Source organism: Nonomuraea sp. NPDC049152, from assembly GCF_040648355.1.
In the GTDB taxonomy this organism is placed as follows: domain Bacteria; phylum Actinomycetota; class Actinomycetes; order Streptosporangiales; family Streptosporangiaceae; genus Nonomuraea.
The window spans coordinates 36,527-60,040 of record NZ_JBEZDO010000037.1; the positions used below are offsets into that span (position 1 = coordinate 36,527).

General features: G+C 71.5%; 20 protein-coding genes and 1 tRNA gene. 9 read left to right on the top strand and 12 right to left on the bottom strand.

All coding sequences use genetic code 11. The features are described 5' to 3' along the window. Positions 1–34: 34 nt before the first annotated feature. Positions 35–871 carry a TIGR03619 family F420-dependent LLM class oxidoreductase gene (locus tag AB0B45_RS43365; RefSeq protein WP_358143526.1) on the top strand — a complete coding sequence of 279 codons (837 nt, stop codon included), beginning with the start codon at positions 35–37 and terminating at the stop codon, positions 869–871. A gap of 28 nt (positions 872–899) precedes the next feature. On the opposite strand, the gene AB0B45_RS43370 is transcribed toward AB0B45_RS43365, so the two are convergent. Continuing rightward, the gene (locus AB0B45_RS43370; RefSeq protein ID WP_358143528.1) at positions 900–1,688 is read right to left on the bottom strand and encodes an arginase family protein; all 789 of its coding nucleotides are present in this window, start codon (positions 1,686–1,688) and stop codon (positions 900–902) included. 62 nt (positions 1,689–1,750) lie between these two features. Here AB0B45_RS43370 and AB0B45_RS43375 point away from each other — a divergent pair, with 62 nt between their 5' ends. Continuing rightward, a complete protein-coding gene (locus AB0B45_RS43375; protein ID WP_358143530.1) occupies positions 1,751–1,879 on the top strand; it encodes a hypothetical protein in 129 nt (42 codons plus the stop codon). A gap of 66 nt (positions 1,880–1,945) precedes the next feature. Here the strand turns inward: AB0B45_RS43375 and AB0B45_RS43380 are convergent. Continuing rightward, positions 1,946–2,022: transfer RNA gene (locus tag AB0B45_RS43380), tRNA-Pro, on the bottom strand. A gap of 318 nt (positions 2,023–2,340) precedes the next feature. On the opposite strand from AB0B45_RS43380, the gene AB0B45_RS43385 reads away from it, so the two are divergent. Next, positions 2,341–4,074 carry a GMC oxidoreductase gene (locus AB0B45_RS43385; RefSeq protein ID WP_358143532.1) on the top strand — a complete coding sequence of 578 codons (1,734 nt, stop codon included), beginning with the start codon at positions 2,341–2,343 and terminating at the stop codon, positions 4,072–4,074. Positions 4,075–4,119: 45 nt separating this feature from the next. Here AB0B45_RS43385 and AB0B45_RS43390 read toward each other — a convergent pair whose 3' ends face one another. After that, positions 4,120–6,066 (bottom strand): alpha-amylase family glycosyl hydrolase, encoded by a 1,947-nt coding sequence (locus tag AB0B45_RS43390; RefSeq protein ID WP_358143533.1) that lies wholly within the window; start codon positions 6,064–6,066, stop codon positions 4,120–4,122. A gap of 87 nt (positions 6,067–6,153) precedes the next feature. On the opposite strand from AB0B45_RS43390, the gene fxsT reads away from it, so the two are divergent. The 3 genes from fxsT to AB0B45_RS43405 are packed head-to-tail and all read left to right on the top strand — an operon-like array spanning position 6,154 to position 11,000. After that, positions 6,154–9,267, top strand: a complete 3,114-nt coding sequence (fxsT, locus tag AB0B45_RS43395) for an FxSxx-COOH system tetratricopeptide repeat protein (RefSeq protein WP_358143535.1) — start codon at positions 6,154–6,156, stop codon at positions 9,265–9,267. A gap of 42 nt (positions 9,268–9,309) precedes the next feature. Then, positions 9,310–10,023, top strand: coding sequence for a DUF72 domain-containing protein (locus AB0B45_RS43400; protein WP_358143537.1), 714 nt, complete (start codon positions 9,310–9,312; stop codon positions 10,021–10,023). Between the two features lie 11 nt (positions 10,024–10,034). Then, positions 10,035–11,000, top strand: coding sequence for a magnesium transporter CorA family protein (locus tag AB0B45_RS43405; protein WP_358143539.1), 966 nt, complete (start codon positions 10,035–10,037; stop codon positions 10,998–11,000). On the opposite strand, the gene thrS is transcribed toward AB0B45_RS43405, so the two are convergent. Then, positions 10,978–12,177 carry a threonine--tRNA ligase gene (thrS, locus tag AB0B45_RS43410; protein ID WP_358143541.1) on the bottom strand — a complete coding sequence of 400 codons (1,200 nt, stop codon included), beginning with the start codon at positions 12,175–12,177 and terminating at the stop codon, positions 10,978–10,980. The two genes, AB0B45_RS43405 and thrS, sit on opposite strands and share 23 nt — an antisense overlap. Before the next feature lie 124 nt (positions 12,178–12,301). Then, on the bottom strand, positions 12,302–12,766 hold the full coding sequence (locus tag AB0B45_RS43415) for an adenylyltransferase/cytidyltransferase family protein (protein ID WP_358143543.1): 465 nt from the start codon (positions 12,764–12,766) through the stop codon (positions 12,302–12,304). A 94-nt stretch (positions 12,767–12,860) separates the two neighbouring features. On the opposite strand from AB0B45_RS43415, the gene AB0B45_RS43420 reads away from it, so the two are divergent. Next, positions 12,861–13,589 carry a DUF1206 domain-containing protein gene (locus tag AB0B45_RS43420; protein WP_358143545.1) on the top strand — a complete coding sequence of 243 codons (729 nt, stop codon included), beginning with the start codon at positions 12,861–12,863 and terminating at the stop codon, positions 13,587–13,589. 99 nt (positions 13,590–13,688) lie between these two features. Beyond that, positions 13,689–14,114 (top strand): ATP-binding protein, encoded by a 426-nt coding sequence (locus AB0B45_RS43425; protein ID WP_358143547.1) that lies wholly within the window; start codon positions 13,689–13,691, stop codon positions 14,112–14,114. Here AB0B45_RS43425 and AB0B45_RS43430 read toward each other — a convergent pair. Further along, the gene (locus AB0B45_RS43430; protein ID WP_358143549.1) at positions 14,111–15,010 is read right to left on the bottom strand and encodes a helix-turn-helix transcriptional regulator; all 900 of its coding nucleotides are present in this window, start codon (positions 15,008–15,010) and stop codon (positions 14,111–14,113) included. The two genes, AB0B45_RS43425 and AB0B45_RS43430, sit on opposite strands and share 4 nt — an antisense overlap. A 175-nt stretch (positions 15,011–15,185) precedes the next feature. Between AB0B45_RS43430 and AB0B45_RS43435 the strand changes: the two genes are divergently transcribed. Beyond that, complete coding sequence (locus AB0B45_RS43435) at positions 15,186–15,764, top strand: phosphatase PAP2 family protein (RefSeq protein ID WP_358143551.1); 579 nt, start codon at positions 15,186–15,188, stop codon at positions 15,762–15,764. A gap of 80 nt (positions 15,765–15,844) precedes the next feature. Here AB0B45_RS43435 and AB0B45_RS43440 read toward each other — a convergent pair whose 3' ends face one another. The 6 genes from AB0B45_RS43440 to AB0B45_RS43465 form a co-directional block, all read right to left on the bottom strand. Beyond that, positions 15,845–17,425, bottom strand: coding sequence for an AMP-binding protein (locus AB0B45_RS43440; protein ID WP_358143553.1), 1,581 nt, complete (start codon positions 17,423–17,425; stop codon positions 15,845–15,847). Next, positions 17,422–18,648, bottom strand: a complete 1,227-nt coding sequence (locus tag AB0B45_RS43445; RefSeq protein ID WP_358143555.1) for a cytochrome P450 — start codon at positions 18,646–18,648, stop codon at positions 17,422–17,424. Before AB0B45_RS43445 ends, AB0B45_RS43440 begins: the two co-directional genes overlap by 4 nt. Position 18,649: 1 nt before the next feature. After that, positions 18,650–19,741: an FAD-binding oxidoreductase gene (locus AB0B45_RS43450; protein WP_358143557.1), complete on the bottom strand. Its 1,092-nt coding sequence runs from the start codon at positions 19,739–19,741 to the stop codon at positions 18,650–18,652. Then, positions 19,738–20,685 carry a hypothetical protein gene (locus AB0B45_RS43455; protein WP_358143559.1) on the bottom strand — a complete coding sequence of 316 codons (948 nt, stop codon included), beginning with the start codon at positions 20,683–20,685 and terminating at the stop codon, positions 19,738–19,740. Before AB0B45_RS43455 ends, AB0B45_RS43450 begins: the two co-directional genes overlap by 4 nt. Positions 20,686–20,836: 151 nt before the next feature. Next, on the bottom strand, positions 20,837–22,063 hold the full coding sequence (locus AB0B45_RS43460; protein ID WP_358143561.1) for a hypothetical protein: 1,227 nt from the start codon (positions 22,061–22,063) through the stop codon (positions 20,837–20,839). Between the two features lie 72 nt (positions 22,064–22,135). After that, a complete protein-coding gene (locus tag AB0B45_RS43465; protein WP_358143562.1) occupies positions 22,136–23,455 on the bottom strand; it encodes a M20/M25/M40 family metallo-hydrolase in 1,320 nt (439 codons plus the stop codon). Positions 23,456–23,514: the final 59 nt, after the last annotated feature.

The following is a 23,514-nucleotide window of genomic DNA, read 5'->3' on the forward strand; positions in this document are numbered from 1 at the left end:
GTCACATGGACAGTCGCCCTCCTACGTTGTCCACATGATCAAGTTCGGACTGTACGGCTTGCACCGAGGCAGCAGTGTGGAGCCGGAGACACTGCGCAGGCGAGCGGCACTGGCGGAAGAGGCAGGCTTCGAGTCCCTGTGGGTCGGCGACCACATCGCCCTGCCGAGCGAACTCGGCGGCGACACGGACCGGCGGCTGGAGGCCGTCGTGGCCGTGGCGCATCTGGCGGCCCTCACCAAACGGGTCCGGCTCGGTTTCGGGGTTCTCGTGCTGCCGCAGCGCCAGCCGGTCCTGCTGGCCAAGCAATTGTCCTCGATCGACGTCCTGTCCCAGGGAAGACTGATCGTCGGCGTCGGCGTCGGCTACGTGGAGCCGGAACTGGAGGCGATGGGCGTCTCGCCTGCCGATCGCGGGGCACGCACGGATGAATACCTGAGCGCGATGCGCGGGCTGTGGGAGGAGGGAGGGCCCGCGTTCAAGGGGCGCTTCATCTCGTACGAGGGTGTCTTTCAGCGGCCGCGCCCGGTCCAGGAGCCGCATCCGCCCATCGTGGTCGGCGGCCGTTCACCCGCCGCCTTCCGCAGGGCGATCCAGACCGCGAACGGCTGGTACGGCGTCTACCTCGACCCCGACGGCGCCGCCGAAGCACTGACCGGGCTGCGTGCGGTCGCCGACCAGTACGAGCGGCCGAACGCGCTGGGCGAACTGGAGATCACGGTCACGCCGCCAGGACCCATCGATCTGGAGACGGCCGAGAGGTACGCCGAGCTGGGCGTGCATCGCCTGGCCATCCAGCCGAGCACCATGGAGGGCACCGCGATCGACGATCTCATCGCCTCGGTGGGGGACCGGCTCGTGGGCCGGGTGTGACGGCCGCATGTCGGCGGCGTGTGGCCGATCAGAGGGGAAGCGCGGCAGCCAACCGGCGAATCACCTCGGCCTCGCCGTCATTGTCGAGGTCGGGCGGCGCGTGTTCGGTGATCGCCGCTCCGACTACGTCGTCCAGGCGGGAGACCAGATCGATGAGCCGCTGCGGCGCCACCCCGTCCGGTTCGGGATAGCAGATCGAGCCGAAGGCGGCAGGGTCGAGCACGTCCAGATCGATGTGCACGTACACGGGCCCGGTGAGACCGTCGAGCACTCCTTCGAGGTCCTCGACGCCGTACGTCCGGACGCGGCCCCTGCCGAGGTACTCGCGTTCCACCTCGGCGCCGGCCCGGAGCCCGGCGATGATCACCTGCTCGGGCGCCAGCGGCTGCTCAGGAGTGAGCGGGGCCGCCCCTTCGCCGAGCAAGGTACGGAGCACCATCGCGTGGAACGCGCCCGACGGCACGGTGTGCGGAAGGTACAGGTCCGGGTGCGCGTCGAACCAGAGAAGCGTCAGCCGATCGCCGTACCGGGCGCGGGCGGCGGCGATCGGCGCCAGGTCCACCCCGCAGTCGCCGCCGACGGTGATCACCACGTCGTCGATGCCGTCCAGGGCCTTCCGAGTCAGCCGCAGGTTCTCCACGAGCACGTCCAGCGCGCGTACCCCGGCATCGGGTTCCCCAGCCGCATCGAGCACCGGCACCGTGACCAGGGCGTCGGCGGGAACCAGCTCGGCGGTACGCCGGGCGCCCGCCGCGAGCCGCGGCGCGGCGTCCGCACCTGATCCCTGCCACTGTGGTACGCAGAGCACCGTCGTCATGCGGCGACGATACGAGTCGCGACTGTCAGGCCGCCAGTAGGTTTTCCTGGCGCAGGTCCAGGATGCCGTTCGCGACCGCGCACCCGGTGAACGTTCTCCACAACCGGACGCCCCGCGAGCTGCTCTCCGACTCCGGCGGCCCATCGAAAGAGATCGCGCGGCTCGTCGGCCAGAGCGAGATCTTCATCTGATGGTCACTCAGGAATGCGAAAAGGTGCCATCCTTCCGGATGACACCCTCATCGACCAGCGAATATCTGGTCGGGACGACAGGATTTGAACCTGCGACCCCTTGACCCCCAGTCAAGTGCGCTACCAAGCTGCGCTACGTCCCGCCAAGCCCCTCGAAACCTTCTCTTGGAGGTTTTCCGCGGCGGCCTTGCGTGGAAAACACTACCACGATCGAAGCCGAGCTCGGGCCGGAGCAGCGGGAGGTGCCTGCCGCCGCTCCGGCCCCCGAGCTCGCCGGTCCCCGTCGCTGTGTGGGCGGGAAACGAGCCGCGCCTCCCCCAGGCGCCCCGTGATCACTCCCGGCTCGCGCTCCCGCCTGGACCCAGCATCCGCCCGCCCGGTTGTCAGGACCTTGTAGCCGTTCACAAGCGTCATGAAAGCCGCGTGCAGTGAGATCCTTCCAAGGCGGGAGGTAACAAAAGATGGGGACTCTCACGATCGTGCTGCGCGGCGGCAGCGTCAGGCCCGACGCGAGGCTGTCGGTCCGCAGCGGTCTGGACGGCTGGCAGACGGACGTGCCGTGCGAGTACGTCAGGGGGGCCGACGAGTGGCGTGTCGAACTCCAGGGTGAGGGCCCGGTGGAGTTCAAGTTCCGCTGCGACGGCGCCTGGGAGCGCGGACCCAACAGGGTCGTGGACGGCGAGCACGTGGCGACGATGAAGGGCCGCGTCGCCGACCTGTTCGAACAGCCCGACGACATCCCCGTGGCCGACTCGCTGGCCGCGCGCGTGCACTTCCCGCCGGTCTCGGCCGAGGAGGTCTTCGACTACATCGTGGTGGGCAGCGGGACGGGCGGCGGCACGCTGGCGCACCGCCTGATGGTCGACAGCGAAGGCGAAGCGCGGGTGCTGGTCCTCGAGGCGGGCGGCTACCTGTTCCCGACGCACGTCGGCAACCTGCCCAGGCGCCACGGCCCCTACGTCAACCGCAGCGTCTGGGAGCTGTGGAACCAGTTCAAGGTCAGGCGCTACGACACCGACCAGCCGATGGACCTGGCCCAGGCGTTCTGCCTGGGCGGCAGGTCGCTGTTCTGGGGCGCGCTGGTGCCGCGGATGGCGGCCGCCGAGTTCGCCGGGTGGCCGGAGCCGATCAGGCAGGACCTGGAGAGCACCTGGTACGCCAGGGCCGAGGATCTGCTGAACGGCACGGCCATGCCGCAGGACACGCTGTGCGGCGCGGTCCAGTCGCTTCTGAAGGGCCACCTGCCCGACCTGGCCGACGACGACGCCATGCTGGCGGCCGAACACGCCTCGGTGAACGGCCTCGGCATCCCTTCCGGCATCTTCTCCACCGCGGCGCTGCTCATGGAGGACGTGCTGCGCGCCGCGTGGGCCGACCGGCTGCACGTCAACCTCCACCACCAGGTCTGCGGGTTCGTCTTCGACGGCGACGCGGTGACGGCGGTCGAGGCGTTCGACCTGGCGGCAGGCGTTCCGCGCACCTACAGGCTCGCCGAGGGCGGCAGCGTGATCATGGCAGGCGGCACGGTCGGCACCCCTGTGCTCGCCCACAGCGCGGGGCTGGAGCACGAGCTGATCGGGCGCGGCATCACCGACCACCCGACCTACTACTGGAAGTTCTCCGTCAAGGACGGCGCCCCCGGCTACAGCGCGCGGGACGCGGCCAAGCTCCTGCTCAGGGGTACGGCGGGCGGGACGCCGTTCAACGCCGTCGTCGAGATGGGCGTCAACCTCAACCAGTACCACGTGGACGAGGACCTCGACCTCGACGAGGCCGACATGCCGTGCGAGGTCGTCTTCTTCACCGCCGTCCCGCTGGAGGAGCGCAACAGCGTCGAGGTGCGCGGCGAGGGCAGGAGCGCGCGCCCGCGCGTCGTCATGCACCACGTCGAGGTGCCGGGTCTGGAGGAGGTCATGGCGGAGGTCGGCGCGGCCGTGATGGCGGCCGTCGGGGGGACGCCGCTGGACCCGCGGCCGATGCGCTCCACGCTGGGCGCGGTCGGCCACGAGGTGGGCACCATGCGCATCGGGGCCGACGCCGCCACCGGCGTCGTCGACCCCGACCTCAAGGTGTACGGCAGGCGCAACCTCTACGTCTGCGACCTGTCGGTCTTCCCGACCTCGCCCGCCGCCAACCCCTCCCTCACCCTGGCCGCCCTCGCCATGCGCCTGTCCGACAGGCTCGTCAACGGCTGACAGGCCTTCCCGGGGGGCGATGATGGTCGCCCCCCGGCGGGCTCGTCAGCGGTTGACGGCTACCAGGACCGACAGCGGCGGCAGGTCGTGGATCTCCACGTAGCGGGCCCCGTCGGGTGAGGACAGCACCGGCACCGTCGAGCCGACGGGATGCTTGGTGCCGCCGCTCACCTCCGCCGTGTTCGCGACGACCGTGAACGCCGTGACGCCCGCGTTGATCCCCGCGTCCACGTGCAGCCTCGCCGTACGGGAGGAGTGGCCCGGGTTGATCACGCACAGCGCCTCGTCGTCGGCGAGGATCCGCGACCAGCCGACCACCTCTCCTGGTTCGGGCGCGGTGAAGGAGCCGTCCTGCCTGCCGAGCCCGCGCAGGTACTGCCGTCCCGCCGACAGCACGGGGTGCGCCTTGCGGACCCGCAGCAGCATCCTGACCCGCTGGTAGACGTCGTTGTCCTGGTCGAAGACATGGTGCCCGGAGGTGCCGAAGGGCCCGAAGCCGGGCACAGCAGGGTCGGGCGCGTGCCCGCCGAGGACGCGCGGATGCTCCGGCCCGAACATCGCCTCGCGCAGGTAGATGTCGCCCGCCAGATCCCTGATCCCCCATCCGGGCAGCCACTTGCGCTCCTCCTGCTCGGGCCCGGTGAGGCCCTGCTCCATGCCGTAGTACAGGCACGGGATGCCGAGGAGGAACAGCAGCAGGCCCGCGCCCACCACCGTCCGCGAGGGGGAGGACTCGGCGGACCCGAACCGCAGCTGCGGGGAGATCGCCAGGTCGTCGTGGTCGTCGAGCATGGAGACGTACCGGCTGCCGAGCGCCCGGTGGGTGATGTCGAGCGGCAGCGTGAAGCGGCCGAACAGGTCCTCGGCCCTGGCCTGCCCCTCGGCGACCGCGCGCAGCGTCGCCCGCGTCTCGCCCGTCTCCAGGACCGCCGACAGGTTCTGCCCCACCAGCTTCAGGTACTTCTCCTGGATCGTGTCGCCGCCGCCGACCTCGCCGACGATGAGGAAGTTGGACTTGCCGAGCTGCTCGGCGTACTCCCTGATCGCCCCGCAGAAGGCGCGCGCGTGCTCCAGCGGGACGTGCTTGAGCGTGTCCACCCGCAGCCCGTCCAGGTCGGCGAGCGCGATCCAGTACTTGTAGATCTGGATCATCGTCTGCAGCCTGCTCGGCATGTCGATGTCGCGGCTGAACCAGTCGGCCCTCCTGAACGGGGCGTTCGGGTCCTCGTCGCCGCCAGGGCCGAAACTGCCGCCGTCGCCGCCGGCCCGGGTGTAGGCGTCGGGGTGCTGCAGCTCCTCCGGCCAGACCCCATGGTCGGGCAGCGAGGGCGCGGCCCCGTGCGGCAGCCTGCCGCCCTTGCCGTCACGCCACGTCCCGAAGGCGTAGGGCGGGCTCTCCCTGTACGGCGGGCGCGGCTCGTAGCGCGGCGAGCCCTCCTCGCCGAGGTCGTAGTCCCAGGTCTCGCCCGAGTGGTTGAGCAGCACGTCGAGGATGACCCTGATGCCGTGCTCGTGCGCCTGCCGTACCAGTGCGACCAGGTCGGCGCGGCTGCCGAGACGTGGATCGATCTCGAGGAAGTCCTGCACCGCGTAGCCGTGGTAGTCGTCCGGCTCGGCCGGGCCGCCCTCCACGCTCGCGACAGGGCGCTGCTTCCACACCGGACCGATCCACAGCGCCGTGACGCCCAGATCGTCCAGATAGTCCAGCCGCGAAGCGATTCCCGGCAGTGTGCCGCCCTGGTAGCGTTCCCGTCCTGATCTGGCCCACCGGTCCCAGCGCCAGCCCTGGGGCCTCGCGGCCCACAGATCGGTCCTGTCCAGAAGCGGGCGCTCCAACTCCCTGCCGTCGCTGAACCTGTCGGGGAGCAGGAAGTAGATGACCTCACTCCGCCAGTCGGCGGGGGAAGGGTGGTAACCCTGCCGCTCAGGCCACGGAGCGTCCCCGATCCTGCGCGGCGCGGGTTGGCTGACGATCTCCTCGACGGTCGCCATATGTGGCGCACCTCCAGATTCGTTTGGTTTCAGCCCAATGTGTGACGCGTTACAGTCGCTTGCAAGCATTCAGAAGGGAAGCGCAGCATGGAAGCCCGCGTGGAGATCGGGATTCTCGGCACGCTGGAGGTCCTGGTCGACGGCGTCCCTGCTGCGCTCGGCGGTCACCAGCGCGCGGCCATCCTCGCCGTGCTGCTGCTCCACCACGGTGACGTGCTCAGCGCCGACCAGCTGATCGACCAGGTGTGGGCGGGCCGTCCGCCGCGCAGCGCCACCAACACCCTGCACGCCCACGTCTCCAGGTTGCGCAGGACGCTGGGCGGCACAGCGCTGCTGCAGTCTCACGGGCCCGGCTACCGCCTGATGATCGACCCCGAGCGGGTCGACGCGCACCGCTTCGAGAGCCTGGTCACGCGCGGCAGGGACGAGCTGGCCAAACAGGACTGGAGCGAGGCCGTCACCGTGCTCGACAGCGCGCTGGCGTTATGGCGCGGCCCCGCGCTGGCCGACTTCGGCGCCGACCCATGGGCGCAGTTCGACGCGATCAGGCTGGAGGAGCTGCGCTACGCGGCCGAGGAGGGCCGCACCGACGCCGAGCTGGCGCTCGGCCGCCACGCCGAGGTGCTGCCCCGCCTCGAACAGCGCGTGGCCCGCCACCCGCTCAGGGAACGCTCCGCCGCCCAGCTGATGACCGCGCTCTACCGCTGCGGGCGGCAGGGCGACGCGCTGAATGTCTACGAACGCGTGCGCAGGGTCCTGGCCGAGGAGCTGGGCGTCGACCCCGCCCCCACCCTGCAGGCCCTGCACCAGGCCGTCCTCACCCACGATTCCTCGCTGACCGCCCCGCCGCTCACGCAGGGCGCGGCCCCCGCCCCGCCCGCCAGGCCCGCGGCCCCGCGCCGCGTCTCCAACCTGCCCACCCGCAACCGCGTCTTCTCCGGGCGCGAGGACCTGCTGGTCGAGCTCGGCCACGCGCTGGCCACCAGCCGCGCCGTCGCCCTGTACGGCCTGGCCGGCGTCGGCAAGACCCAGGCGGCCGTGGAGTACGCCCACAGGAACGCCGCCGACTACGACGTGACGTGGCGCGCCTCGGCCGCCGAGCCGCTCGCGCTGGCCGGAGCCATGGAGGACCTCGCGGTGCGCCTGGGCGTCCGCGAGCGCGCCGACAGGGGCGAGCTGGTCACCGCGTTGCGCGACAGGCTGGCGGGCATGGGCAGGTGGCTGCTCATCCTCGACGACGTCGAGGACGCCTCGCTGCTCGAACGGCTGCTGCCGGACGGCGGCGAGGGTCACGTGATCATCACCTCGCGCAATCCCGCGTGGGGCCTGCACGCCGTGCCGCTGCGGATCGACCCGTTCTCGCGGCAGGAGTCGGTCGCCTTCCTCGAACGGCGGCTCGGGCTGCCTGGACGCTCCACGGGCGCGCCCGAGCTGGCCGACCAGCTCGGCGACCTGCCGTTCGCGCTTGAGCAGGCCGCCGCCTACAGCGAGCAGACCGGCATGACCTTCGAGGAGTACGCCGACCTGTTCCGCCGCAGAGCCGACAAGCTGCTGACCAGGGCGGGGGAGCGCGACCACACGTTCGCCACGGCGTGGCAGCTCGCCTTCGAGCGGGTGCGGGCCGCGTCCGCCTCGGCCGCCGAGCTGCTCTACCTGTGCGCGTGCCTCGGCGGCGACGGCCTGTCGCTGCGCCTGCTGCGCGGCCTGGCCGGGGTGCTGCCGCCCGCGCTGGAGGCGGCCGTCGCCGACGAGGTCGGCCTGCAGGACGCCATCGCCCACCTGCTGCGCCACTCCCTCGTCGACCGTGACAGGGGACGGCTGCGCATGCACAAGATGGTCAGCGTCGCCGCCATGGCCACCCTGTCGAGGGACGGCCGGCAGCAGTGGCTGCTGCGCGGCGTCCACCTGGTCGAGGCGACCGCGCCGGCCGACCCGGAGAACCCGACGAACTGGCCGCACTGGGACGAGGTGCTGCCGGGCCTGATCCACCTGGCGGGACAGTCGGACAACCTCGACACCGTGCCGCTCGCGCTGCCCCAGCTGCTGTGCGGGGCGGGCCGCTACCTGACCACGCGCGCGGCCTTCGACCGGGCCGCGTGGCTGTTCGAGACGTCACTGGCGCTGCTGCGGCGCGCGGGCGGCTCCGACGCCGACCTGGCGGCCGTGCTGACCGAGCAGGGCAAGCTGCTGGAGGTCGTGGGTGACCTGGAAGGCGCGAGGGCCGCCCAGGAGCAGGCGCTCACCCTGGCCGAGGGCGCCTTCGGCCCCGAGCATCCCGGTGTCGCCTACGTGCTGAAGCGCCTCGGCGACGTGCTGGTCTGCCAGCGGCGGCTGCCCGAGGCCAGGCAGACACTGGAGCGCGGCCACGGCATCCTGGCCGCCCGGGACGACGCCGACGGCAGGGAACTGGCCAGGATCGGCCGCGACCTGGGGTTCGCCGCGTGGCTCGCCGGCGACCTGGCCGCCGCCCAGCAGTGGCTGACCAGGTCGCTGACCGCCTCGCGCAGCCTCCTCGACCCGGGCCACCCCGACGTCGCCCACTCGCTGTCGGGCCTCGGCCTGGTGCTGCAGGACGCCGGCCGCGCGGAGGAGGCCATCAAGCTGCAGGAGCAGGCGCTGGCGCTGCTGGCGGGCGTCTACGGCGAGGAGCACCCCGAGGTGGCCCACACCCTCGACAAGCTCGGCTACGCGCTGCGCCTGGTGGGCCGCTTCGACGAGGCGAGGATGAGTCACGAGCGCGCGCTGACCATCCTGGAGGCCTGCTACGGCCCCGGCCACGGCGAGGTCGGCATGCCGCTGACCAACCTGGGCCTGGTCTACCAGGACATCGGCGAGCACGAACTGGCCCAGGCGCACCAGGAGCGGGCCATGGGCGTCTTCTCCGCGGTCTTCGGCCCCGACCACCCGCACGCCCAGCTGGGCGCGCGCAGGCTCGGCGTGGCCAGGCTCCTCGGCGGTCGCGTGGTCGAGGCGAGGGAACTGCTCGAGCGAGCCGTGTCCGGCACCGAGCGGGCGCTCGGCCCCGGCCATCCCGACGTGGGGCGCGCCCTGCTCGACCTGGCCGCCGTGCACGAGCGCCTCGACGACCTGGCCGCGGCGGCCGAGTGCCGTACGCGCGCCGAGCGGATCCTCTCGGCCGCCTACGGCTCCGACGCCCTCCAGAGCGGCGGTTCGCCGTCACTGCCCGCGGGATCCGGCTGACCCCGCCTGTCTGCCCCCCGCGCGCACGGGTAGGTGCCCGGCATGGAGACGCTCGTGGGGACCTCCGGCTGGCAGTACAGGGACTGGCGGGGCGTGCTGTACCCGGAGAAGGTGCCGCAGCGGCTGTGGCTGGAGACCTACACGGAGACCTTCCGCACGGTCGAGAACAACAACGCCTTCTACCGCCTGCCGCCCACGCAGACGTTCGAGGCGTGGGCCAAGCGCACACCGGACGGGTTCGTGATGGCGGTCAAGGCCAGCAGGTACCTCTCCCACATCAAGCGGCTGACCGACCCCGAGGAACCGGTCGAGCGGCTGATGGCCTCGGTCGAGGGCCTGAAGGGCAAGCTCGGCCCGATCCTGCTGCAGCTGCCGCCCACGCTCCACGCCGACCCCGGCAAGCTCGACCGCTGTCTGGCCTGCTTCCCCCCGAGGGTGCGGGTGGCGGTGGAGTTCAGGCACCCCTCCTGGTGGAGCGACGAGGTGAGGAGCGTGCTGGAGGCCCGGGAGGCGGCGCTGTGCTGGGCCGACAGGGAGAGCAGAATCCTGAACCCGCCGTGGCGGACCACGGGCTGGGGCTACGTCAGGCTGCACGAGGGCAGGGCCACCCCCAGGCCCGCGTACGGCGAGGCCGCGCTCCGATCGTGGGCGCGACGCGTCCGCGAGGCCGGATGGCGGGAGGCCTACGTCTACTTCAACAACGATCCGGGAGGCGCCGCCGTGCACAACGCGGCGCGGTTCGCGGAGCTCGTCTAGGGTGGACGGTCATGGTGCGAACCCGCCTTTATCGCGACGGTGCCCTCGTGTCGGAGGGCTTTCCCATCGCGGAGGTCTCCGATCACGTCTGCGACCCCGGCAACGTCGTCTGGTTCGACCTGTGCGCGCCCAGCGCGGGCGATCTGGAGCTCATCGCCGAGGAACTGGGGCTGCACGCGCTGGCGGTGGAGGACGTCTTCCAGGAACACCAGCGGCCCAAGGTCGACGTCTACGACACCCACCTGTTCATCACGGCCTACTGGCTCCACATGCAGGACAGCGGGCTCGACGCCGTCGAGATCAACATCTTCGCCACCCGCAACGCCCTGGTGACCGTGCGAGAGAACGAGCACTTCGACATCGACAGGGTGACCGCCCGGTGGGACGCGGCGGGCGACCTGGCCAAGAACGGTGTCCCCTTCCTGCTCCACGGCCTGCTCGACTACGTCGTCGACAGCCACTTCGAACTGGTCGAGAGCTTCGACGAGCAGGTCGAGGCGCTGGAGGAGCAGCTGTTCGATGAGCGCCCGATGTCCAGGGAGGACTCCAGGAAGATGTTCACCCTGCGCAAGAACATGGCCGGCCTGCGCAAGGTGGCCGCGCCGATGCGCGAGGTGGTCAACACGCTGCTCCGGCGCGACCTTGACGTGGCCACGCCGGAGATGACGCCGTACTACCAGGACCTCTACGACCACGTGCTGCGCGTGGCCGAGTGGACGGAGAACCTGCGCGACCTCATGAGCAACCTGCGCGAGACCCACATGTCACAGCAGGGGTTCAGGCTCAACGAGATCATGAAGAAGCTCACCGGCTGGGCGGCGGTCATCGCGGTGCCGACCATGATCACCGGTTACTACGGCCAGAACGTGCCCTATCCGGGGTACGGGACGAGCCTCGGCTTCTGGTCCTCGACGCTCGTCATCCTGGTCGCCTCGGGGCTGCTGTACCTGGCGTTCAAAAAGCGGGACTGGCTCTAGCCGCCATCCAGGCCAGCACCTGCGCGATCGGCCTGGCCTCGTGCCTGCTGCCGTCGCGCAGCCGCAGCGCCGCCTCACCGAGCCCCGCCTCGGCGGGACCGACGACCAGCTGGTACGGCACCAGCCTGTTCGACCTGACGCGCGCCCCCAGGGTGCCCTGGTCCGGCGCCGCCATCGACGCGCGAAGGCCCGCGGCGACGCTGCGCCGTACCAGCTCCTCGGCCGCGGGGACCTCGGCGTCGGTGACGGGCAGCACCACCGCCTGGACGGGCGCGAACCAGGCGGGGAAGGCGCCGCCGTGGATCTCCACGAGATGCGCCATCAGGCGTTCGAGGCTGCCGACCAGGCTCCTGTGCACCATCACGGGCCGGTGCGCCGCCTGGTCGGGGCCGACGTAGGACAGGTCGAAACGGCCGGGCTGGAACAGGTCGACCTGGACGGTCGACAGGGTGCTCTCGCGCCCCTGCGGATCGACGACCTGGATGTCGATCTTCGGGCCGTAGAACGAGCCCTCGCCGCGCTCCTCGTCGAAGGCGCGGCCCCGCGCGTTCAGCGCCTCGCGCAGGATGGCCTCGGCGCTGCTCCACATGGCGGGGTCGTCGACGTACTTGGCGCCGTCGCCCCTGAGCGACAGGCGGTAGCGGGCGGGCACGACGCCGAGCTGGCCGTGTGCGGCCTCGATCAGGTCGAGCGCGGCCGACACCTCGGCGGCAGCGCTGTCGGGCGGGCAGAACACGTGCCCGTCGTTGAGCTGGATGGCCCGCACCCTGGACAGGCCGCCCAGCACGCCCGACAGCTCGCCCCTGTACATGCCGCCGAGCTCGGCCAGGCGCAGCGGCAAATCCCTGTGGCTGCGCGGCCTGGCGGCGAACATCAGCGCGTGGTGCGGGCACAGACTGGGCCGCAGCACGAACTGCTCCCCGCCGACCTCCATCGGGGGGAACATGTCGTCGCTGTAGTGCGACCAGTGACCTGATCTCTCGTAGAGCTCGCGCTTGCCGAGCACGGGCGAGTTGACGTGCTGGTAGCCGTTGCGGCGTTCGAGCTCGTGCACGAAGTCCTCGAGCGCCCTGCGCACGGCCGCGCCGGCGGGCAGCCAGAACGGCAGCCCCGAACCGATCAGCGGATGGGTGTCGAACAGGTCGAGCTCGCGGCCGAGCCTGCGATGGTCGTTCATGATGAACCCTTCGGAAAACGAGGGCGAACGACCAGCGATCCCCGGGCGTTCGCCCGGGGAGCATGGAATCAGCGCGCCGGGAACGGGTCCGGCGTCGTCGTGACGAGTGCGCGCTGCATGGGGATCATCCTAGCCCAGCGTTGACGATCCTGGTCGTCGAACGACCGGGAATCATCTCCAGCTCCCAGCAGTGCGCGCCGAGCAGCGCCGCGGCCGCGCACCTGCCGCCCGCGTGCGGATCGCCCGCCGTGTGCGCGAGCGCGCCGGGCTGCATCGGGGCCAGCAGGTCGATGTAGTCCTCGGGGCCGTGCGCCTCGGGCGGGCCGCTCACGATGAACACCCCCGACACCGAACGCAGCGCCGCCAGCACCTCGGCGCGCTCGGCGGCCGAGTTCAGCGGCCTGCTCGGGCCCTTCCACGCGCGAACGCGCGGATCGTCCTCCACGCCGACGACCAGCGGCAGGCCGCGTTCGGCCACCGACCGCAGGTAGCGGACGTGCCCCACGTGCAGGATGTCGAAGACGCCCGTCACGATCGCCGCGCCGGGCTGCTCGTACGGCTGCACCCAGACGGCCTCGAGGCTGCTCACGCCCAGGTTCCCCTTCCAGTCGCCTCATCCGATCGCAGCGTACTCGGTCGGCCCCCCTGGTTTACGACCCGCCCGCCGGTGCAGAGGAAACGCCATGATTCTCACCAAGCTGGGGCACGCGGCCAGGGCCCTGCTGTACGCGCTGATCGGCCTCGTGGCGCTGCAGGTGGCCTTCGGCGAGGCAGGCGAGGCGGACAAGAACGGCGCGATCCACCTGGTGGCCGCGCAGCCGTTCGGGTCGGTGGTGCTGTGGATCATGACGTTGGGGCTGGCCGCGCTGGTCGTGTGGCAGGCACGCGAGGCGCTGACCAGCGGGGGAAGGACGCGCGACAGGCTGGAGTCGGCCGCCAAGTCGGTCTTCTACGTGCTCCTCGTCGTCTCCCTGCTCGGCCTGCTGCTGCGCGGGAAGCGGGCCGCCTCCACCGACTCCCAGTCGCAGGACGTCACCCAGGCGCTGCTCGCCCTGCCCGCGGGGCAGGTGCTGGTGGGGATCGTCGCGCTCGGCGTGATCGCGCTCGGCGTCCACTGGATCCACGAGGGCTGGACGAAGAAGTTCATGAAGGACATGACAGGCGGCGGCGAAACGGTCCGCAGGCTCGGGCAGGCAGGGTACATCGCCCGGGGCGTCATCGCCATCACCGCGGGCGCCCTCATCGGGCAGGCGGCGATCACCTACGACCCCGACAGAGCCGTCGGCCTCGACGGCGCGCTCAAGTCGCTCGCCGACACGCCCGCGGGCCCGTGGCTGCTGGTCGCGGTGGCCGTGGGACTGGTGTTGTTCGCGGTGTACTGCCTGGCCGAAGCGCGATGGCACCGGACCTGATCCGGTTCCGTCCAGCAAGAACATTCCTACCTTTTCGTGACTCCTCCTGCTCGCCGGGCGCCGCGTCCTTAAAGGGTCGCCGCAGTCGGGGAGGTCGCCGTGGAACCGCCGGAGTACGACAGTTGGACCCTTCCAGGAGCACCCGACCAGGTCGCCACGGCTCGCCGCCTGGTGACCACCGCCCTCGGATCAGGACATCCGCTTCACGACGACAGCGTGCTGCTGACCAGCGAGCTGGTCACCAACGCCGTCGTGCACTCCGCCTCACGTGACGGCGGCACCTTCACCCTGACCGTGCTGTCCACCGGGTCGAAGGTGCGCGTCTGCGTCAAGGACGGCGGCTCCGACGGGCCGCCGTGCGCCTGCCGTACCGCCTCACTGACCGCGCAGAGCGGGCGCGGCCTGCCGCTGCTGGAGGCGCTCAGCCATCGCTGGGGCTACAGCAGGGAGAACGGCGTCAACACCGTCTGGTTCGAGCTGGTGCTCGTCACCGTGCCCTGGGGCTGGGCGGTGGCGGGCGTCTAGAGGTCGATCACGCATAGGCCCTCGGCGAGGGCCTTCGTGGTTACCCTGGTACGGCTGTCGCAGCCCAGCTTGGCGAAGATGTGCTCCAGGTGGGTGGTGACCGTGCGGACGCTCAGCACGAGGGCGGCGGCGATCTGCGGATTGGAGTCACCCGCCGCCACCCTGGTCAGGACCTGCACCTCCCGCCCTGTCAGCTCGTACGGCAGGCAGCAGGCCCGCTCGGCCACCACCGCCCCCTGCAGCGCGCCGTGCGAGCCGACGCCCGCGCGCAGCATCCGCACCTCCCGCCACTGGCCGCCCGGGTCCTGCCAGAGCCCGCGCCTGCTCAGCTCCCGCGAGTCGAGGAAGGCTCTGGCGCAGGCGGCCATGGCCGGATCGGCGGCCACCACCTCCGACCTGGCCGCACCCGCCACGTCGCGCACCACGCCGCCGCGGTCGAAGGCCACCGCGGCGAAGCCGCTCGGCAGCCCGACGGGGTCGATCACGCACCTGGTCAGATCGGTGACATGAGCCAGCGTCGGCGACAGCGCCGCCATGACCGTCCGCGCGTGCGCGGGGAAGCGGGGCGCCGACAGGTGCAGCAGCCCCGTGTAGCGGCCCTCTGCCAGCAGCAGCGGCGTCGTCAGCCCCTGCCGCCAGCCGAAGGCCGCCAGCTGCGCCGGATCCATCGGGTACGGCTCCCGGCCGTCGCCCAGCCGCTCCCTGATGACAGGGACGCCGCTCAGCCCGTCGGAGACCAGGCTGCGGTGCCGTCCCGTGACCGGGTCGAAGGCGACGAACGCGTAGGCGTCCAGCGGGATCACCCGGCTCAACGCCCGCATCGCGCCGTGCGCCCCCTTGCGGCCCGCCACCTGGAACCCCACCTCGGCACAGGCGCTCAGCGTGATCTGATCCACCGCGCCATCATGTCGCATCGCCGCCGATGCCCGCTGTCCGAGGTTCGATCGCCGGAGAGCACTCGCGAGGCCGCCCCGCCACCACGTGAGCCGGCGGGCCCGCGCTGATTGCCTCCACCGTCCGGCTCATGGCAGGTTGGATGACCATGAAACGAGTCGGGGGTACGTGCCGGTGATGACCAGGATGGCCGGTTGGGTGACCGAGGTGTTCGCCCCCCAGGTGCTGGTGATCGCCATGCCTCCCGTCGTCGGGCTGCTCGCCCAGGGCTGGTCCGGCGCCGCCTGGGGCCTGCTCGCCTCCGCCCTCTGCGGCGGCGTGCCCGCCACCGTCATCGCCGTCGGCGTCCGCAGGGGACGGCTCGACTCCCGTCACCTGGTCGACAGGGCCCGCCGTACGGGACCTCTGCTGGCCGCCGTGGGAGCCGTGCTCGTCGCGCTGGTCCTGCTGGTCCTGCTGGGCGCCCCCACCCTTCTGGTCGCCACCGTCACCGCGATGCTCGCCGCCCTCGCGGTGACGGTGCCGGTGACGCTGCGCTGGAAGATCTCCTTCCACGCGGCCGTGTCGGCGGGGACCGCCGTGGTCCTGGCCCACGTGCTGCCACCTGCTCCGACGGCGCTGGTCGGCGGAGCCCTGGTAGGCCTGGTGTGCTGGGCCAGGGTCCGCCTCGCCCACCACACCCCCGGACAGGTGATCGCCGGCGCGTTGGTGGGTGTGGCGACCACCTGGGGCACCCTGGCCGCCTTCGGCGTCTGACCCCTGCTCCACGCCAGACCGCGATGACGACGGGCGGGCGTCGTCATCGCGGGATCTCTGTGCCGGTCAGGTGGCCGCGGTCAGGTGGCCACGGGTTCGGTGGTGGATTCGATGGTGATCGGTTCGATGGTGATCGGTTCGATGGTGATGGGTGCGATGTGGATGGGTTCGGTGGCGGCAGGGACGGTGTGCTCGTACCGCAGGCGCAACGCCGCCTTGTCCGGCTTGCCGCCCGGTGTGCGGGGCACCTTGTCGATCAGCCACAGGTGCAGCGGCTCGCACCGCGCGCCGAGCGAGTCGCGGACCAGGGCGCGCAGCACGTCGAGGTCCACCTCGCCGTCGGCGCGCCTGACCACCGTGCCGGCCACCACGTGTCCTCCCTCGTGCGGCACGGCGAAGACCGCCGCGTCCGCCACGGCCGGATGGCTGGTCAGGACGTGCTCGATCGGGTGGGCGTAGACGCCTTCGGCCAGCCTGTTCTCGACGCGGTCGACGAGGAACAGGTAGCCGTCGGCGTTCAGGTGGCCGAGGTCGCCGGTACGGACCCAGCCGTCGCGCAGCGTTCTGGCGGTGCGTTCAGGCTCGCCGACGTACCCGCTCATGAGCTGGGGCGAACGCACCCACACCTCGCCGATCTCGCCGACCCGCAGCGCGCGGCCCTCCAGGTCGCGCACGCACACCTCCACGCCCTCGACGGGCTGCCCGACCGAGGTCACCCGGTCGGGGCGCAGGTGGTCGAGCGGTGACAGGGCGGTGACGAAGCCCGCCTCGGTGAGCCCGTAGCACTGCAGGGCCACGGGGCCGAGCCCCATGACGACCTCCATGCTGCGCGTCGGCACCGCGGCCGCGCCGCCGTACAGCAACAGCCGCAGGGTGCCGGGTCCGGTGCCGAGCGCCACGGGGCCCATCCGGCCGGCCAGGTCGTAGAGCTCGATCGGCCGTCCCGCCAGAGCCTGCGTGACGCGCTCCCTGGCGATCACCTCGGGTTCGTGGCCCACCTCGGTGTCGTCCACCAGGACCGCGGTGCCGCCGGTCGCCAGCGCCCACAGCGCGAGCTGGTTGGGCACGTAGTGGCCTGGCGGCATGAGGAAGCGCCACGGTTCGGGTCCGAACGTCGCCCGCGCCGCCGCCAGGTGCGCCGCTTCGGCCCGCTGGCTGTAGGCGACGGCCTTGGCGCCGCCCGTCGTGCCGTTGGTGAACGCCACCGCCGACAGCTCGTCGGGCAGCACCTCCGGCGGGCTGACGAGCCCGCCGTGCGGCGTGGAGAACAGGTCGGCGTCGAGACGGTAGACGATCGGCACGGGATACGCCTCGAGCAGCCGGTCGGCGTCCTCCTGACGGCACGGCTCGTGGAGCAGGACCGTCGTGCCGAGCGTGCGCATGGTCCTGGCCGCGGCCTCGATCCGCACCCCCGGCAGCAGGTGGACGACGGGGCAGCCGAGCGCGAGCATCACGAGCCTGGCGACGGTGGTTTCGGGCTGCCGGCCCGACATGCAGGCGATCGTGTCGCCGCGCCGTATCCCGCGGGCCCGCAGCGCGGCCGCCGCGCCTGCCACCATCTCCAGTACGTCGTCGCCGGTCAGCCGACGCCGCCCGCACACCAGCACCTCTCTCGGCCCGGCCGCGCGCACTCCCGCGAAGACGCTGTGGCCGAGGCTCATTCCGCCCTCCTTCCGAGGACCACGGGCAGGTTCCTGGTGCTGTTGCCGAGCACCGTGCCGAGGGGCCGCCAGCCGTTCTCCTGGTTGGCCAGCCTGATGTCGGGGAACGCCGCGAACAACGCGGCCAGCGCCACCTCGCCCTCCAGCCTGGCCAGCGGCGCGCCAAGGCAGAAGTGCGGTCCGTGCCCGAACGACAGGTGGCTCTGCGTGGGAGCGGTCACGTCGAACCGCTCCGCCCGCTCCCCGTAACGGTCGGGGTCGCGGCCCGCCGAGGCGAAGCAGCCGATGACCGCCTCGCCCTTGCGCACCGGCATCCCCTCGATCTCCAGATCCCGTACGGCGTACCGCATCGGGAAGTGCGCGATCGGCGAGTCCCATCGCATGGTCTCCTCGACCACCGCGCTCCACGGCCGCGCCCCCGAGCGGACCGCGGCGAGCTGGTCGGGATGCGTCAGCATGACCCGGGCGGCGTTGGTGATGAGGTTGACGGTCGTCACGTGCCCCGCGATGAACAGCAGCTCGACCGTGTCGCGGACCTCCGATCGGGTGAGCCGGTCCTCTTCCTGCTCGGAGGCGGCGATCAGGTCGGTGATCAGGTCCTCTCCCGGCGTGTCGCGCCGGATCTCGATGATCTCGTCGAGCAGCCTGCACAGTTGCCGCCGGGCGTCGGCCACGTCGTCGGGACCGTCGCCGACCCTGGCGGCCACGTCGGTGAGCTCGTGGAGCTCCTCTCTCAGGGAGCTCGGGACGCCCATCAGCTCGGAGATGACGTCGCGCGGTATCGGATAGGCGAACTCCAGCCGCAGGTCGAGGGGGCCAGGCGGCATGGCGGCCAGCCGGTCGACGTGAGAGGCCGCGAGCCGGGCCACCCTCGGGCGCAGGTCCTCCACCCTGCGTGCGCTGAACGACTTGGACACCGGTGCGCGCAGCCGGTGGTGGGCGTCGCCCTCCGCGTTCAGCATGGAGGTGTCGGACGCGAGCTTGCTGACCGCGGTGTTGGGAGGCGCGGCGGCCTTGGCCGCCGGATCCCAGTGGCTGACGTCCCTGGACAGGTCCGGATGGGTGAGAACGGCGGCCAGCGTGGCGTAGCGGGTGGCCGCCCACGCTCGCACCCCCTCGACCTCCACCGGGATCAGCGCTCCCGCCTCCCGCAGCCGCACGTTGTCGGCGTGCACGTCGGGGGTGGCGGGGTCGAGTACGAATTCGGCGTTTTCGGTGTCCATGTCACCCCACTCGCTCTGGCCTTGCGGACAGCGTGGTCGTGTCGAGCCCTGGATCCTTTCCGAGGTAGAGGTCGCGGACCAGCTCGCCCGCCGCGGGCGCGTTGCACAGGCCGTGGCCGGAGAACCCCGCCGCGTACAGGAACGCGGGAGGCCCCGGCAGATGGCCGATGAACGCGGTGCGGTCGGGGCTGGCGTCGCGGACGCCGGTGGCGGCGGTGTACAGACCGGAGCCGGCCAGGCTCGGATAGACGATGGCGAGCTGGGCGGCCACGCGCCGCCGCCACGCGCCCCTGTCGGGTCCCGGGTAGCCCATGCCGATCAGCAGCCCGTCGCCGCGCAGCCGTACCAGCAGGCCGCTGGCGGCGTGCAGGGTGACGGGGATGTCCGGCATGGACGGCAGCGGATCGGTCGTGAGCAGCTCCTGGACGATCGGCTCGGTGAGCGGCAGGTCCACCCCCGCCGAGCGGGCGAGGGGGGCCGACCACGCGCCGGCGGCGCACACGACGGCATCGGCCGTCATGGCGCCGTCGGCGGTCTCCACCCTGCCCGCCTCGGCGTCGATGCCCGTGACCAGGACGCCGGTGCGCAGCTGCGCACCCGCTTGCCTGGCCGCCTGCGCGTAGCCGCCGACGATGGCGGCGGTGTCGGAGACGTAGGCCTGGGCCGACCAGGCGGCCGCCAGCAGCGGCAGGTCGCCGCCGATGAGCGGGTTGAGCCGCCTGGCCAGGTCCGCGTCGATCAGCTCGACGTCGACCCCTGCCGCCCGCTGGGCGGGCAGGTCGGCCTCGAAGGCCGCCACCTGCTGCTGTTCGGTGAACAGCACCAGGTAGCCGACCCGCCGCAGCGGCAGGTCGATGCCCGGCCGTACGGAGAAGTCGCGATAGGCGGCAAGGCTCCGCACGGCCAGCGCCGAGCTCACCGGGTTGCCGGCGAAGTAGGAGCGCACGACGTCCGCCGTGACCCGCGACGCGCCCGAGCCGAGCTCGTCGCGTTCGAGCAGTACGGTGCCTATCCCGGCCTCGGCCAGATGGAAGGCGATCGACAGTCCGATCACCCCGCCGCCGACGACCACGACCTGTGCGTGGGCGGTCATGCGCTCGCGCTCACACGGCGCAGGTGGTCACCCAGCTGCCACGGGAACAGGTGCAGGTTCCAACCGCCGAGGCAGTTGACGTAGAGCGCCATGTGCGCCATGAGGGCGACGAAGTCGTCGCGGTCGTCGAGCCTGTCGACGCGCTCGAGGACGCGCTGGGTGAAGGCCCACACCTTCTCCAGGCCGCAGTAGCCGAGGAACTCGCCGGGTACCGCGATCAGGAGGCGCGCCATGTGGCGCAGCGCCTCCATCGACATGTCCTCGTAGGCGGCGCGCACCAGGCCGCCGTAGCTGGCGTAGCCGAGCGGGCGCGTCTCGCCGTTGACGAACAGCACCGTCGTGAGGACCGTCTCGAAGCTGCCCGCCCCAGAGGCGATGCGGCCTTCGTGCAGGTCGACGAGCTCCTGCGGCGGTTCGAGCCAGATCCGCTCGGTCTCGGCGTGCAGGTCGCCGATCAGGGCGTCGGTCACCGGGTCGGCGGCCGTGAGGCGGGGCAGGCTGTGGCCGCTGACGCCGTCCGCGCGCCGTACCTCGGCGATGACGGGTTTCTTGGTCGTGTACACCGCCTCCCACACGGCGTGTCCCGCCTCGACGAGCGAGTCGAGATCGCTGGGCAGGATTTTGCCGATCGGGGTGGCGGGCATCGGCTCGGTCAGCTCGCCGTACTTGATGCCGAGGTGCTGCAGGCGCGAGGCGAAGATCGTGCCGTCGGGCTCGAAGCGCCTGTCCTCGACCTTGTAGGTGGCCGCTTGGTGCAGCAGGCCGTGGACGGGGGCGACGTGGTAGAGGTGGTGGCCCGCCACCAGGGCGTGACCCTGCAGGCTGCGGTACGGCAGTGCGTCCCACAGGCTTTGCGCGAGAGCGGCGTTGCGCTCGTCCAGTTCGGCGGTCACCGTGATGCCTAGTCCGGGCCAGCCGATTTCTACGCGTTTCGGATTAGTCACAGTATGTGATGCTAACAGCACGTTTAGTAGCGATATAGCCCTTATGTCCGATTTGACGGTGCCCTGACCATCCCCAGGCAGCGCCGTTCCCGCCGCTTGTCAGACCCGCGAGAACGGGTCGATCGTGTCGGCGAGGTCCATCCTGAGGTTCTCAGCGGTAGCGCACGATGACCGGGCGCTCGCCGTAGCGTCCCGCGTCGGCGTAGCCGGCCATCCACAGCGGGCCGGTCCCAGGGGCCGCGGCCATGCTGCCGACGATGAGGGAGCTGTCCTCGGATCCGAACACGTACGGCACCTGCTCGACAGGGGTGAACGACCGCCCGGTCCTGCGCCAGCCGCTGTACTCGTCGAGATCACCCTTGAGGAACAGCCCGCCGGCGCCGTCGGAGATCATCCACAAGCAGCAGTCTTCGGATGCGGGCGATGCGACCCTGCGCCAGCGGTCTCCGTCCCAGTGCAGCAGCACGGACTCCGGCTCAGGCTCATCGTCGCTCTCCCCGTGGGCGTCGTAGTCGTGCTTGCCGGAGGCCCACACGTCGTCGGGAGCCAGCGCGACGACGCTGTCGAGGACGGCGAATGCCAGGGAGGGCACCGGGTCGGGGAAGCGGAACGTCGGCATTGGCACCAGCCGCCAGGACCGGCCGTCCCAGTGCATGCCGGCCATCTGCGGGTAGCGGGGCTGGCCGGGACCAGGGGCTTTCGAGCCGACCGCCCATATGTCCCCTGGTGAGACGGCGCTGATCGAGTTGGCGACGGCCGGCAGCCGTACCCTTCGCCACGAGCGGCCGTCCCAGCGCAGGGCCGAGCGGGTGCCGTCGACCGCCCAGGCGTCGCGGGGTCCTAAGGCGACGACGGCCAAGCCGTACCCGTCCTCCGACGCCGGGGGCAGCGGCTCCTCCCGCCACGTCGCGCCGTTCCAGTGGAAGGCCCGCCTGCCGTCGTTCGAGCGGGCGAACAGCCAGGCGTCGTCGGGGCCGGAGGCGGCCACGCGGACGTAGTGGTCCGTCAACGAGCGGATGTCGGCGGGCAGTTCCTGCTCGCGCCAGGAGACGCCGTCGAAGCGGACCAGGAACGGCGCGCCCTCGAGGCTCCCGCTCTCCCTGCCCACCGCCCACGCGTCCCTCGGCCCGGTCGCGGTCATGTCGTAAAACCGCCAGTCCGGCATGGAGCCGACGAAATCGATCCGCCACGGATTGCCGCTGGGGAGCGCCGGAGTCGGTATCGGCCCCGGTACGGGCGCGAGCTCGGTCGAGGAGGGTTCATGAGCGGGCGAGGTGGCGGGAGCAGGCGTCGCGGCCGCCTTCGGCGGGGAGCCGGTGCAGCCGGGGAGAACCGCGAAGACCAGCAGACCCGCCCACACCCGCACAATCTTGATCATGGGTCGTAAAACTAGCGAGGGATGCCGCTCTGGGGCGGTCCAACAGGAAAACCCGTCGACCGCCCCGCCCTGTCAGGCGTCGGTGAGGAGGCGGGTGAGGACGCGGGTGCCGAACTCCAGGCCCTCCACCGGCACGCGCTCGTCCTTGCCGTGGAACATGCCGAAGTAGTCCAGGTCGGGCCGCAGCATCAGGGGCGCGAAGCCGTACCCCTTGATGCCGATCCTCGCGAAGGACTTCGCGTCGGTGCCCCCGCTCATCACGTACGGCACCGGCCGCGCCCGGGGGTCCTCGGCCACCAGCGCGGCCCCGAGCTCGTCGAAGAACGCCGAAGGGTAGGGGGCGGCGGGCGCGTCCTCCAGGTTGACGAACTCGCGGGTGATCCGCGGCCCGAGCAGCTCGTCGATCGTGGAGAGGAACTCCTCCTGCAACCCCGGCAGGTACCGGCCGTCCACGTGGGCTGAGGCCGTCGAGGGGACGACGTTGACCTTGTACCCGGCCGACAGCATCGTCGGGTTGGCCGAGTTGCGGATCTGGCCCTTGAACAGGGTGCCGAGCGGGCCGAGCCTGGCCGCCTCCTCGTCCAGGCGGTCGAGGTCGATCGGCTGGCCGGTGATCTCCGACAGGTTCTGGATGAGCGCGGCGACGGACGGCGTCAGCCGTACCGGCCACTGGTAGGAGGCGACGCGCGACAGCGCGTGCACCAGCGTGGCCACCGGATTGTCGACCGCGGGCCTGGAGCCGTGGCCCGCGATGCCGTGGGCCGTGAGCTCCATCCACGAGGTGCCGCGCTCGCCGACCGCGATCGGATAGACCCGGACGTCGCCCGAGGTCACGCTGAACCCGCCGGACTCGCTGATGGCCTCGGTGACGCCGTCGAACAGCTCGCGGTGCTCGGTGACGGCGTGGCGGGAGCCGTAGTCGCCGGTCGCCTCCTCGTCGGCCAGGAAAGCCAGCACCAGGTCGCGCTTGGGTCGCACCCCTCTGGCCTGCAGGTCGAGCACGGTGGCGATGGTCATCGCGCACGAGCCCTTCATGTCGACCGCGCCCCTGCCGTAGACGCAGTCGTCGACGATCTCGCCGGAGAAGGGGTGCATCTCCCACTCGGCCGGGTCGGCGGGGACCACGTCGAGGTGGCCGTGGATGAGCAGCGCGTCGGGCGAGTCGCCCTCGACGCGCGCCACGACCGTGGTGCGCCGTGGCGCGGACTCGAAGACGACGGGCTTCAGCCCCGCGTCGCTCAGCAACATGGCGACATACTCGGCGGCCGGGCGCTCACCCGAGCCTGGATTGGTGGTGTCGAACCTGATCAGGTCGGAGCAGATCTCGGCGACGCTCTTCACATCATCCCCACAAAGGTCGTTCCAGCAGGAGGCGACGACAGTTTCGGACATGTCTCACCTGTCGCGCGGCAGCCACGCCCGCTGCCCGCCGTACTCCACCCCAACCCCAT

What these genes read in the sequence shown, in the direction of transcription:
- AB0B45_RS43460 (WP_358143561.1), bottom strand. Translation starts at nt 22,063, where the DNA reads ATGATCAAGATTGTGCGGGTGTGGGCGGGTCTGCTGGTCTTCGCGGTT.
- AB0B45_RS43445 (WP_358143555.1), bottom strand. Translation starts at nt 18,648, where the DNA reads ATGGACACCGAAAACGCCGAATTCGTACTCGACCCCGCCACCCCCGAC.
- fxsT (WP_358143535.1), top strand. Translation starts at nt 6,154, where the DNA reads ATGGAAGCCCGCGTGGAGATCGGGATTCTCGGCACGCTGGAGGTCCTG.
- AB0B45_RS43420 (WP_358143545.1), top strand. Translation starts at nt 12,861, where the DNA reads ATGATTCTCACCAAGCTGGGGCACGCGGCCAGGGCCCTGCTGTACGCG.
- AB0B45_RS43405 (WP_358143539.1), top strand. Translation starts at nt 10,035, where the DNA reads ATGGTGCGAACCCGCCTTTATCGCGACGGTGCCCTCGTGTCGGAGGGC.
- AB0B45_RS43370 (WP_358143528.1), bottom strand. Translation starts at nt 1,688, where the DNA reads ATGACGACGGTGCTCTGCGTACCACAGTGGCAGGGATCAGGTGCGGAC.
- AB0B45_RS43400 (WP_358143537.1), top strand. Translation starts at nt 9,310, where the DNA reads ATGGAGACGCTCGTGGGGACCTCCGGCTGGCAGTACAGGGACTGGCGG.
- AB0B45_RS43365 (WP_358143526.1), top strand. Translation starts at nt 35, where the DNA reads ATGATCAAGTTCGGACTGTACGGCTTGCACCGAGGCAGCAGTGTGGAG.
- AB0B45_RS43390 (WP_358143533.1), bottom strand. Translation starts at nt 6,066, where the DNA reads ATGGCGACCGTCGAGGAGATCGTCAGCCAACCCGCGCCGCGCAGGATC.
- AB0B45_RS43435 (WP_358143551.1), top strand. Translation starts at nt 15,186, where the DNA reads ATGACCAGGATGGCCGGTTGGGTGACCGAGGTGTTCGCCCCCCAGGTG.
- thrS (WP_358143541.1), bottom strand. Translation starts at nt 12,177, where the DNA reads ATGAACGACCATCGCAGGCTCGGCCGCGAGCTCGACCTGTTCGACACC.
- AB0B45_RS43440 (WP_358143553.1), bottom strand. Translation starts at nt 17,425, where the DNA reads ATGAGCCTCGGCCACAGCGTCTTCGCGGGAGTGCGCGCGGCCGGGCCG.
- AB0B45_RS43375 (WP_358143530.1), top strand. Translation starts at nt 1,751, where the DNA reads ATGCCGTTCGCGACCGCGCACCCGGTGAACGTTCTCCACAACCGGACG.
- AB0B45_RS43465 (WP_358143562.1), bottom strand. Translation starts at nt 23,455, where the DNA reads ATGTCCGAAACTGTCGTCGCCTCCTGCTGGAACGACCTTTGTGGGGAT.
- AB0B45_RS43385 (WP_358143532.1), top strand. Translation starts at nt 2,341, where the DNA reads ATGGGGACTCTCACGATCGTGCTGCGCGGCGGCAGCGTCAGGCCCGAC.
- AB0B45_RS43450 (WP_358143557.1), bottom strand. Translation starts at nt 19,741, where the DNA reads ATGACCGCCCACGCACAGGTCGTGGTCGTCGGCGGCGGGGTGATCGGA.